This window comes from Paenibacillus medicaginis, from assembly GCF_042138635.1.
Taxonomy (GTDB): domain Bacteria; phylum Bacillota; class Bacilli; order Paenibacillales; family Paenibacillaceae; genus Paenibacillus; species Paenibacillus medicaginis.
In genome coordinates this window covers 41297-52777 of sequence record NZ_JBHIRY010000013.1, presented here as the reverse complement: position 1 = coordinate 52777, position 11481 = coordinate 41297, and the positions used below count along the sequence as shown (strand labels likewise).

Sequence of the window (11481 nt, the reverse complement as noted above, 5' to 3'; positions counted from 1 at the left end):
TTTTCTGTTTTTCTGTACCTGATCCAACGGGATAATCGTGCAAAGCCACCGAACAGGGTTAACATTCCTCGCCACGATTGGCTGGCGGCTTGACTGACTAGCACTGAATTTCAAACAACTCCTTGTAATACAGCAAACTAAATTGACAATACAGCAAAATGAATTGACAAGCCTTAATAAGTGCGATTATCATAAAACGGATATGTGATAATGATAATCTTTATCATTAAATTGTGATTTTGTTTTCATTACATACATTTAAGGGGGAAATTTCATTGCGTATTGTAAAATCGTCTGCTTTTTTGATCGTTCTTTTGTTCGCTGTTTTTCTAACCGCTTGCGGAGCTCAGAACACAGCTACCGAAGGAGGAGGCAGCACTGCGGGGGCGTCGAACGGTGCTGCTCAGGCTGAGGAAACAAGAACCTTCAAGGACGCTATGGGAGAAATTCCGGTGACAGGCGTTCCCAAACGCGTGGTTGTGCTGGATTGGACGGCTGCGGAGGATGTATTGGCGCTTGGCGTGCAGCCAGTCGGCATTACCGATATCGAAGGCATGAAGAAATGGGTTAACGCTCCGGTGGAAATAAGCGGGGATGTTACGGATCTCGGCGACCGTGGTGCTCCTAATATGGAATTAATCGCTTCGCTGAAGCCGGATTTAATCCTGGGTCTGAAGTCGTTGCATGAGGCGAACTATGATGCTTTAAAAGCAGTTGCGCCTACACTGCTGTTCAATCCTTATCCGGAAGAAGGACAGGGTGACCAGTATGAAGATATGGAAACGACATTCCTGACCATTGCCGATGTGCTGGACAAAAATACAGAGGCACAGGCTGTACTGGATGATCTGAACCAAGCGTATGAAACGGCCAAAAAGCGGATCACGGAAGCAGGAGCCGATCAAAAGCCGTTTGTTCTTGCCATGGCCTTTACGAACCAGAATGCTGTCACATTCCGTATATCCACAGATAATTCTCTGGCAGTTAAGACGTTGGAGCATATCGGTCTCAAGAATGCGTACAAATCGAAACAGTTCGAGCTTTACGGGTTTACGACCACAGATGTTGAAGCGCTGCCTGCGCTGCAGGATGCCAATTTTATTCATATCATTCAGGATGACGACAATGTCATTGAGAACCAGTTGAAGGACAATCCGGTCTGGAACGGGCTTCATTTTGTAAAAGAAAACCGTGTGTATGCCCTGGGCGGTGATACCTGGCCGTATGGAGGCCCGCTATCGGCTAAAGTTCTGGCTGAGAGAGCTGCCGACCTGCTGACACAGTAACCATGGGCATCTTCAACAGAAATCTTGCCCCATTGCAGCAGGAACAGGCTGCACGCACCGGGACGGGCATACGCACACTTGGGATGCTGCTGGCAGGCCTTGCGTCGTTGCTTGTCATTTCGTTTATCAGCCTCACTCAAGGATTGGCGGATATTTCATTGGCCACTGTCATCCAGGCCATTACGGCTCCGCAGGATCTGCCTGACCACCAGCTTATTCGCAGTGTGCGCATGCCGCGCACGGTTATGGGATTGCTGTCCGGGGCTGCGCTGGCGGCAGCCGGTGTGCTGATGCAGACGGTCACCCGCAATCCGCTAGCTTCGGAGTCAACCCTTGGTGTGAATGCCGGTGCTTATCTGGCGGTTGTATCGGGAATGCTTTTCTGGCCGGTCATGCAGGGGCATTATTCCCTTCTCTTCGCAGTGATCGGCGGCACGGTTGCCGCACTTGCCGTGCATGCGCTGGCAGGCGGCTCCAAGGGCACTCCGCTGCGCATTGCCTTGTCAGGCATGATCGTGACACTTGTCCTGTCCTCGATCACAAGCGCGCTGGTGCTGCTGAATGAACAAACGACCCAGGGCATATTTCTATGGGGCTCGGGCTCGCTGATTCAGAACGACTGGGATGGAGTCGTTTTCGCCTGGCCGTGGATTGCTGCCGGACTGGTTGCCGCTATGTTTTTTGCTCGTCAGCTCGATATGCTGCTGCTCCCGGAGGAGACTGCCCGTTCGTTGGGTCAGCGTGTAGGGCTGGCAAGATCCCTGGCTATGGCCGCCGCCGTGCTGTTGGCCTGTGTCACTGTCAGTGTCGTTGGTCCCATCGGCTTTATTGGCCTGGTGGCACCTCATCTGGTCCGTTTGACAGGCATTACCAAACATGCGGGGCTTGTGCCGCTTGCGGCGGTATGGGGGGCTGCTCTCCTGACCGGAGCTGATACGATTGCCCGCATGTTCGTCAATTCGTATGGCGAGCTGCCGGCAGGCGCGATTACCGCCATGATCGGCGGGCCTTGGCTGATCTGGCTTGCCATGCGCGTCTCCCGCAAGGTCGAAGGAACCCCGGCTACGTCAATGGCGGCAGGAGGCAGGCTCAGGTTTGGCTCCTACCGCCTGTGGGTTGCCTTTTTTGCTATCTTGCTGCTTGTCGTGTGGATGCTCAGCCTGATGAGCGGTACGCTTTCGATTCCGTTTATGGAGGTCATAGCGGTATTATCCGGCGGAGGAGAGGACATGTACCGGCAGATTCTGCTGCAATTCCGTCTGCCGCGTCTGCTTACAGCAGGGCTGTCGGGGATCGCGCTGGCCGTGAGCGGCAGTCTGCTGCAGAACGCTGTCCGCAATCCGCTAGGTGACCCGCATATTGTAGGCGTTACGAGCGGTGCGGGGGCGGGAGCCCTCTTCCTGATGATCCTGCTGCCACAGCTGCCTGTGAGCTGGGTGCCGGCCGGAGCCGTCATCGGAGGCATTGCTGCGGCGGCGCTGGTTTACAGCGCCTCCTGGAAAAGAGGGCTGAACCCGACCGTTTTGACACTGGTCGGCATTGCCGTGGCCGCCGCCGGCTCGGCGCTGATCAATCTTATGATCATCCACGCCAAGCTGGCCGTTGCCCCTGCGCTGGCATGGATGGCAGGCAGCACCTACGGCCGCGGCTGGGCGGAGGTGCTGCAGATTACGCCAGCCCTGATGATGCTGCTGCCCTTGGCCTGGTGGCTTGGCCGCAGAGTGGATCTGCTGGCGTTTGGCGACGAAAGCGCGGCCGGAGTCGGCCTGCATGTCCGCAATACCCGGCTGTACACCGGCGTAATTGCTGTGCTGCTGGCTTCCATCGCAGCAGCCAACGTGGGTGCGGTCGGTTTTATCGGCCTGCTGGCCCCCCATGCGGCCCGCCTGCTGACTGGCGCGAATCACCGGCAAAACATGGTGCTGTCTGCTCTCATCGGCGGTGTGCTGCTGGCGGCTGCAGATTGGCTCGGCAGAATCGTCATTATGCCCAAGGAGCTGCCGGCTGGCATCGTAACAGCATTGCTTGGGGCTCCTTATCTGCTCTTCCTGATGTGGCGCTCATCCAGAATGCCAAGGAGAAGATAGAAAGCGCGGCACAAAAGCCTGCAAACTACATTGAAGTAGTCTGCAGGCTTTTGTTGTCCCGATGCTTGTCAGGCCAGGTGATGACATGGGAGGTTTTGCTCAGCTTTTCGTAGAATAGGAGCGGGTCCTTGTTCACAATACGGGTCACGATATGAACAACAAACGCTGCCATAACTATGAATACTACAAACGCGGTCATGATGAACGACAGATCGGAGACCCGAAGGGATAAGATGGGAAGCCAGATGCCAATTCCACCTATCACCCAATAAAGTATTCCGTAGCGGATGATCAGCGCCGCCAGGGAGACTCTGCCGCGTTTGCCCGTCAGCTTGATGCGGACCGTCCATTTGCCAAGCGTGCGCCCGCCCGTCAGGAAGGGAATGAGCATAAAATAAATCCCACTGGATACCCAGTAAGCTGCTTCCGTATGGTAGATCATCAGCAGGGCATAAATGAGGAGCCATACGCCAAGATCGATCAGCCAGGCGACAGCACGTCTGGTGTAGGATATACGTTTGACGGACAGGTCCACCTTTTCATCCAAACGGTCCATGCGGGGAAGATGCGCCGCAGGCCATCCAGCCAGCAGAAAACCGGTGATACCGCCAAGCGTATTGGCGATCAGATCATCCACATCAGCCACTCTGTAGGGATTGTCGTAATATCCCAAAGTGGCGGACAGTTGAACACCCTCAAATGTAAGCGAGAGCAGAAGGGATAGAGAAAGGCAAACTATCCACCCTGTGCGGAAATAATAGCGGAGAAACATGCCAAATGGCACCGTCAATGCTACGTTGAACGCAACCTGCAGAAAGGCGCGCTCCCGCAGCAGATGCCAATAGCTAGACGGTTCATCTGCAACCACCTTCGTTTCCCGGATAATGTCCTGAATAAAATGAAGCGGAACAAGCTGTACATTGCCGTCCGCGAGCGGCGTATTATGCCGTGTTTCAGGAAAGGGCAGCAGAATAAGATAAAATATATTCATCAGATACAGCAAAAAAAGATATAGCATAAATGCTCGGGTCTTGTGAATATAGCCGTGTCTGCGATATTGCACAATAAGAAACGGCAGCGTAAACAGCAGTGCGGCAATTGGGAAGGTCATAAACGCATATGAGATCGGAAACAAGTAGAATTTCAGCATGTTTTATATCACCTGTAATTTGCGAGCTTAATGATCTTATCCATATTATGATGCACATCTCCTATTATGTAAAATCTGTCTGGCAAATGAAACCGATGGACCAGCAAGGGACATGGCGGATATATTGCAGCATCCGGCCCTGCCATTGTATCATTTTAAGGGGTGTTATGCCGCCTGAAATGCAATTTGTGTGCTTTCCGGCAGGTATAATTTGCGAAAACAAAAATAATGCTTGGTTACAGCCACATGTCAGGTTAATATAGACAATAATTTAAAAAAAGTATACCGATGTACATTTAAGATAAGAGTCCGCGCCTGGTGGAATTTTTTCTTAAATCGTTTTACTTAACGGATTTGAATATTTACGTAAATGGGGGAAAGTGGACAATGCAGTATATCAGCACAAGAGGACAAGTGAAACCTAAAGGATTCATAGACACGGTGCTTATGGGGCTGGCCGACGACGGGGGACTGATGGTGCCTGTTGAAGTTCCGGCCGTTACGGAGGACACGCTGCAAAAATGGAAGACGCTCAGCTATGAGAAGCTGTTTCTGGAAATTTTCTCATTGTATATCAATGATGAGATTCCGCAAGAGGACTTGCGGGAGCTGGTCCGCCGCAGCTATTCCAGCTTCCGGACGCCGGAAGTGACACCTGTGCATCAAGTGAATGATTCCTTGTATATTCTGGAGCTATTCCATGGACCTACTTTTGCGTTCAAGGATGTCGCCCTGCAGTTTATGGGTGAGCTCTATTCTTATGTATCGAAAAAACAGAACAAGATCATCCACATCCTCGGGGCAACCTCCGGCGATACGGGTGCAGCGGCCATTCAGGGTGTGCGTGGCAAGGAAGGCATCAAGATCTGCATTCTGCATCCGCATCAAAAGGTGAGCAAGGTGCAGGAACTGCAGATGACGACGGTGGACGATGAAAATGTGCTGAATCTGTCCGTCAAAGGCAACTTTGACGATTGCCAGAAGGTCATTAAGGAGCTGTTCGCGGATCTGGATTTCAAGAGCAAATACCATTTGCGCGCCATTAACTCCATCAACTTTGTACGGATTCTGGCCCAAACCGTATATTATTTTTATGCATACCTGCAAATCAACAAGGGAGAACAGCTTCCGAAAATCAATTTCTGCGTGCCTTCCGGCAACTTTGGCAATATTTTCTCCGGTTATTTAGCCAAACGAATGGGGCTTCCGGTCAATAAGCTGATCATTGCCACCAACGAGAACAACATCCTGGAACGCTTTGTGAAGACGGGAGAGTACAAGCCGGGTGATTTCAAAATGACCCACAGCCCGTCGATGGACATCCAGGTGGCCAGCAACTTTGAGCGATACCTGTACTATTTCCTGGGTGAGGATCCGGAGAAGGTATCCGCATATATGAAGGAGCTGCAGCAACACGGCAAGATTACGATCAGCCCTGAGGATCTGGTCAAGGTGCAACAGGATTTCGCGGCCTATGGAGCTAGCAATACGCAATGTCTTGAACTGATCGGAGACTATAAAAAATCTTATGACTATCTTCTTGATCCGCATACAGCCTGCGGCATTGCGGCATATGAGGCAGAAGCCGGTGAAGGGGAAGTAACCGTAACCTTTGCAACGGCGCATCCGGCGAAATTTGATGAAGCGGTGCGGCTCGTGGATATCAAGCAGCCATTCCCGCCGCAGATCGAGCAGTTGTTCACGCTGCCGCAGCATCAAAAGATTGTCGAGTATGATAAAGCTGAAATCGTGCGCGAACTGGAGACTTTTTATCAACTGTAAGGCAGGCGAGCCCTCCTTACACCCAAGCAGACCAAGGAGCGAACTAACCTTGTGTCTGCTTTTTTTCTGTATGGCCCAAATGTTTTCTGTGTGTAAAAAAAGGAGTGGTAACTTCGCTGGTTGGGTATATAATATGTAGTAAGCGGTACCAAAAGCTCAATCGTGAGGAGGAATTCCCATGAGACATGAAGGAGATTTTCGGCTAGGCCTGCTGTGGGCAACATTGCTCAGCATTCCTCTGTATCTCTCAATATGGGGGTGGATCCAGATAGCAAACGATTTGTTCCACAGTAAATTGTAAGCGTATTCACGAAACGATGATACGTTGAACTCAATTCTAACAGGAGGTATTACTCTTGCGGTCAAAGCAGCACAATACGGATATGGATCATCTTTGAAACGGGCGGGTCACACTTCAGTGGACTTGGCCCGTTTTTGTGTTTCCGGATTTCCTCCACCGGAACCGCTGCAAATGAAACACGGGTTTTCGAAACAGACAAAGGACCGATCGAGATTACTGCCAAGCCACAGCGGATCATAACCGATTATTATACAGGCGCGCTGCTGTCCGTCGAGGGGCCTGTAGTGGGCTCGGGAAGTGATGCTTTCAAGAATCCGTATATAAAAGACCGAATGAAGACGGTCAAGGATGTAGGAACGCCGATTAACGCGGAATCTGTTCTGGAGCTGCAGCCTGATCTGATTGTGGTCATGTATGATGATCAATATGAGCAGCTGTCCAAAATCGCGCCGACGGTACATATTCCGTTTGATGCGGAAAGAGATATTTATCAAACAGTCGAGCTGTTTGCGGATTTAACAGGCCAACCGGAGAAGGGTGAGCAGTTTATCAGCAAATATGAGGAAAAAGCGGCTGCCGGACGGGAAAAAATCAAAGGCATTATCGACGAAAACGCAACCTTCGGCATATACGAGCTGACCCCGAAGAATGAATTGTATGCATTCGGGGACAATGCCGGGCGCGGCGGACAGGCCCTTTATAATGCCTTGGGGCTTAAAGCACCTGAGATCATACAAAAGGAACTGATTCAGGGAGCAGAAGGAACCAAACTTCTTTCCTTGGAGGCACTGCCCCAATATGCGGCGGATTACATGTTCCTGACCAACTATGATCCGGACGGAACAAGTGAAAGCCTTGAAAAGCTGCAAAAATCCGGTGTCTGGAGGAATCTTGAGGCCGTGAAGAGCAAGCGGTTTTTCTCGAATAATTTTGATACCTTCTACCCTTATGACCCGATCGCGATCAGCGAGCAGATCGATCTGTTTGCCGACATGCTTATTGAACGGGAAGAAGCGAACAAGAGCCGGTCAGATAAGTGAGAAAGAGAGCCAGGGATCAACAGCCCCGGCTCTCTTTGTTTTTACATCGAATATGTGTTTTGAATTGGAATATGTTCTTAGGCTTTGGGATTGACAGGCTCGGCAGGGATACTGCTCTTGTTCAGCACCTTGCGGTCGAATACGAAAGGACCGAAAGGCAGCAGCGAGGCGATGAAGCCGAGGACGGCCTGCTTGAACGTCAATTTCCGCAGCAGCAGTGCTGCGAGAATGACCACTACGTACAGGATGAATAAAACGCCGTGAATCATGCCGACCACGCTGACCATAGAAGGCTGATCCGCCCAATATTTGAGGGGCATTGCGATAAAAACGAGCAGCAGATACGATACCGCTTCAAAATTGCCGACGAAACGCAGCAACTGCAAGACGCGTCCTGACAAATGAATACCTCCTACTAATAGTGCGAGTTCAAAAAGTCAGGTTTTCAGCACCGAGAAGGTTGGATGAAGGTAGGGACTGAGGAGCGGAGCGTACTAGGGGTACGTGAGCACCGGAAGTCCCGGCTGAATTCAAGATTCGATGTCGAGTCCGCTTCCTGACTTCCTTCGTGATCAAAAGATGACTTTTTGAACAACCTCTAATAGTTTTCTTTTTAATATAGCTGAAATAAAACGTTTGCAGCCATTCGGGAAGTTACAAAAAAATGAATATTTCAAATTTAATATGCTTTGAACCTGATCAGCGCCTAAACCGTCAGGAAATATGGTTCGCTTGTGCCTATTTGGTTATACCCGGGGCCATGCTTTACAATGATATTACAAAGAGACAAATAACAGGAGCTGAGCCGCGATGACCGTTTGTTTGCTAATTCATGGCTTTACCGGAGGGGAGCATGAGGTTTCGCCGCTGGCGGAGTACTTGCGCGATCATGGCTGTACGGCGCGTACTTTTACTTTGAAAGGTCTCGGGGGAACTCGTGAGGATATGCTCGCAGCCGGAAGAAGGGACTGGATCAGCCGCGCCGAGGAGGAACTGGTGAGTCTGCTGGCCCGGCATTCAACGGTCCATTTAATCGGCTTTTCGACGGGTTCGCTGATTGCTGTTCATCTGGCAGCCAAATATGGTGAAAGAATCGGCAGACTGATCCTCCTGTCCACACCGGTATTTCCTCTGAATCCGCGCGAAATTGTCAAGACACTTTTCAGGGCTGAAATGCTAAGGGCTTATGCCAGAAACGCAATAACAACACCGCCAAGGGCTACGCGTGAATATTTTCGGCTGGTGCGCGAGTCGTTTGATTTTTATGGGCAGGTTAGGCAGCCGGTGCTCATTGTACAGGGCACAAACGATCATCTGGTCAGAAATCGCAGCGCTTCTTACTTGTATGCGCATCTTGGAACAGCAGATAAAAAGCTGCTGATGATCCAGCATAGCGGCCATCTTGTATGCCATTGCAGCGAAAGGGAGGTACTCTTCCGCGAAGCTTTGGATTGGATCTGCAATCCGTGAAGATTACATGAAACCGGGGAGCAAACAGACTAAATCCGGCCCGGTATGTTAAACTGGGTCACAGGAAACAGGTAAGGAGAATTGAACATGAAGCTGGTATCTTGGAATGTAAATGGATTGAGAGCATGCGTGAACAAAGGCTTTACGGATTACTTTTATGCATCAGATGCGGATATTTTTTGCGTACAGGAAACGAAGCTGCAGGAAGGACAAATCAGTCTGGAGCTCGGCAGCGGAGTATATTCATATTGGAACTATGCCGAGAAGAAAGGATACTCGGGAACGGCCGTATTTACGAAAATCAAACCGCTGGCGGTCACGTACGGATTGGGGGAGACGGATGCCGATACCGAAGGACGCGTGATCACGCTGGAATTTGACGATTTTTTTCTAGTCAATGTGTACACTCCCAATGCGCGGCGCGATTTGTCCAGATTGGAGCATCGGCTGCAATGGGAGGAACAGTTCAGGGTATATCTTATGGCTCTTGATCAGGACAAGCCTGTCATCGTCTGTGGTGATATGAATGTTGCCCATCAGGAGATTGATTTGAAAAACGCGAAGTCCAATATGGGCAATTCGGGCTTTACCTTAGAGGAGCGGGACAAGTTTACAAAGCTGCTGGAATCCGGCTTTACGGACACGTTCCGCTATTTTTACCCAGATCGAAAAGAAGTGTATAGCTGGTGGTCTTACATGCCCAAGGTCAGGGAACGGAATATCGGGTGGCGGATTGATTACTTCCTGGTCTCCTCGCGCCTTGAGTCGCAGTTAAAGGATGCTCAGATCGACTGTCACATTATGGGGAGTGACCATTGCCCTGTGATATTGGAATTGAATAAAAATGTTATTTTAAAATAACATAATATGGCTTTTATGGGTGAAGTTATATACTGTTTTTTTGTACGAAAAAGTTTAAGATATGGGGGACTTCAGAGTTATTCGACATCATGATGCCTCCCATATGTAAGAGGTTAAGGAGCAACAGCAAGTGAGACAGGATGGGCAAAGACAGCAGGAGAAAATCACACTCCCTTACATCCCCGTAAAAATCAAGTTTTTTATCTGTCACGGCATCGCTTTGTTATGGGTGCTTTTCTCCATTTTTTTATCTTTGCGCTGGGTCGAGGACCTGGGGCGAATCATTACCATCCCCGGAGCCATTCTTGTCATCACAGGTTTGGCGTACATTCCCGGTTATTTGAACGCCTTTCTGATCAGCAGCCTGTTGTTCGACAGACAGCCTGCTTATAAGATTGATGATCCGCAGGTACCGGTTACGCTTCTCATCGCCGCTTGGAACGAAGAGCAGGGAATCGCGGGTACCCTTCGCAAGGTGGCTGCACAGAATTATGCCGGGCAGATCCGGGTCATTCTTATTGACAACAATTCGACAGACCTGACCGCAGCGACCGCCGACACCGTCGGACAGGAGCTTGGCCTTTCTCTGCGTATTTTGCGGGAGGAGAGGCCGGGCAAGCACCATGCCTTGAACAGGGGGTTGGCTGAGGTGGAAACAGAGCTTGTGCTGACTTTGGATGCGGATACGCTAATGCACAAGAGCGCTATTCAATACATTGTCAAACGGATGCTTTCTTCTCCTGCGGATGTGTGTGCGGTAGCAGGCACTGTTCTGGTGCGCAACAGTCGCGAAAATTATTTGGCACAAATGCAGGAGTGGGATTATTTTCTCGCCATTGCCTCGGTCAAGAGGCTGCAGGGATTGTATCAGCAGACTCTGGTGGCCCAAGGGGCGTTCAGCCTTTACAAGACGGAGGTGGTTCGTGCTACAGGCGGCTGGCCTGATGTGATCGGGGAAGACATCGTACTGACCTGGCAGTTTCTGCAGGCCGGTTACCGTGTCTATTTTGAGCCGCTCTCCGTCGCCTTTACGACCGTCCCGGTATCCCTCTTGCACTTTGCCCGCCAGCGTAGCCGATGGGCGCGGGGCATGATTGAAGGACTGAAGACGGTCAAGCCATGGGAGCAGCCGAGCATCTTCGCCAAGTATTTGACGGGTGTAAATCTGTCCATGCTCCTGATTGATCTGGCTTACACCTTTGCCTGGATTCCCGGGATGTTCATCGCATTTTTTGGCATTTACTGGATTGTTGGTCCGATGTCTTTGCTGGTACTGCCGATAACTTTTTTGAGCTTTTATTTACTGTACCGTTATCAGCGGTATGTATTCCGGACGCTTAATCTGAGGGTACGGAGAAATATAAGGGGGTTCATTCTGTTCACCCTGTTTTATCAATTTCTGATTAGCCCGATTTCGGTCTGGGGTTATGCGCAGGAAGCACTGAAATTAAAGCGTGTCTGGAAATAACAGATCGGGGGAGTCCCAACAGGCGCAATTGACCTG

9 protein-coding genes are annotated in these 11481 nt (G+C 50.5%); 7 read left to right on the top strand and 2 right to left on the bottom strand.

The window, feature by feature from the left end; translation table 11 throughout:
* The first annotated feature begins 275 nt into the window (after nucleotides 1-275).
* Both ACE5LO_RS14455 and fhuB read left to right on the top strand, forming a co-directional pair.
* The gene (locus ACE5LO_RS14455; RefSeq protein ID WP_375520735.1) at nucleotides 276-1286 is read left to right on the top strand and encodes an ABC transporter substrate-binding protein; all 1011 of its coding nucleotides are present in this window, start codon (nucleotides 276-278) and stop codon (nucleotides 1284-1286) included.
* 32 nt (nucleotides 1287-1318) lie between these two features.
* Nucleotides 1319-3373, top strand: a complete 2055-nt coding sequence (fhuB, locus tag ACE5LO_RS14450) for a Fe(3+)-hydroxamate ABC transporter permease FhuB (RefSeq protein ID WP_375520734.1) — start codon at nucleotides 1319-1321, stop codon at nucleotides 3371-3373.
* A 25-nt stretch (nucleotides 3374-3398) separates the two neighbouring features.
* Here the strand turns inward: fhuB and ACE5LO_RS14445 are convergent, their stop codons facing one another.
* Entirely contained in the window at nucleotides 3399-4523 is a 1125-nt protein-coding gene (locus tag ACE5LO_RS14445) for a VanZ family protein (protein ID WP_375520733.1), read from the bottom strand.
* A gap of 387 nt (nucleotides 4524-4910) precedes the next feature.
* Between ACE5LO_RS14445 and thrC the strand changes: the two genes are divergently transcribed.
* Entirely contained in the window at nucleotides 4911-6305 is a 1395-nt protein-coding gene (thrC, locus tag ACE5LO_RS14440) for a threonine synthase (RefSeq protein WP_375520732.1), read from the top strand.
* 435 nt (nucleotides 6306-6740) lie between these two features.
* Nucleotides 6741-7646, top strand: a complete 906-nt coding sequence (locus tag ACE5LO_RS14435; protein ID WP_375520731.1) for an ABC transporter substrate-binding protein — start codon at nucleotides 6741-6743, stop codon at nucleotides 7644-7646.
* Between the two features lie 77 nt (nucleotides 7647-7723).
* Here the strand turns inward: ACE5LO_RS14435 and ACE5LO_RS14430 are convergent, their stop codons facing one another.
* A complete protein-coding gene (locus ACE5LO_RS14430) occupies nucleotides 7724-8047 on the bottom strand; it encodes a DUF3817 domain-containing protein (RefSeq protein WP_375520730.1) in 324 nt (107 codons plus the stop codon).
* A 409-nt stretch (nucleotides 8048-8456) separates the two neighbouring features.
* Here ACE5LO_RS14430 and ACE5LO_RS14425 point away from each other — a divergent pair, with 409 nt between their 5' ends.
* From ACE5LO_RS14425 to ACE5LO_RS14415, 3 genes are all read left to right on the top strand, one after another.
* Nucleotides 8457-9116 carry an alpha/beta hydrolase gene (locus ACE5LO_RS14425; protein ID WP_375520729.1) on the top strand — a complete coding sequence of 220 codons (660 nt, stop codon included), beginning with the start codon at nucleotides 8457-8459 and terminating at the stop codon, nucleotides 9114-9116.
* Nucleotides 9117-9203: 87 nt separating this feature from the next.
* Entirely contained in the window at nucleotides 9204-9977 is a 774-nt protein-coding gene (locus tag ACE5LO_RS14420; RefSeq protein WP_375520728.1) for an exodeoxyribonuclease III, read from the top strand.
* Between the two features lie 130 nt (nucleotides 9978-10107).
* Nucleotides 10108-11445 carry a glycosyltransferase family 2 protein gene (locus tag ACE5LO_RS14415; RefSeq protein ID WP_375520727.1) on the top strand — a complete coding sequence of 446 codons (1338 nt, stop codon included), beginning with the start codon at nucleotides 10108-10110 and terminating at the stop codon, nucleotides 11443-11445.
* Nucleotides 11446-11481: the final 36 nt, after the last annotated feature.

Coding starts and splice junctions, on each gene's coding strand:
- ACE5LO_RS14425 (WP_375520729.1), top strand. CDS start 8,457: ATGACCGTTTGTTTGCTAATTCATGGCTTTACCGGAGGGGAGCATGAG.
- ACE5LO_RS14445 (WP_375520733.1), bottom strand. CDS start 4,523: ATGCTGAAATTCTACTTGTTTCCGATCTCATATGCGTTTATGACCTTC.
- ACE5LO_RS14420 (WP_375520728.1), top strand. CDS start 9,204: ATGAAGCTGGTATCTTGGAATGTAAATGGATTGAGAGCATGCGTGAAC.
- thrC (WP_375520732.1), top strand. CDS start 4,911: ATGCAGTATATCAGCACAAGAGGACAAGTGAAACCTAAAGGATTCATA.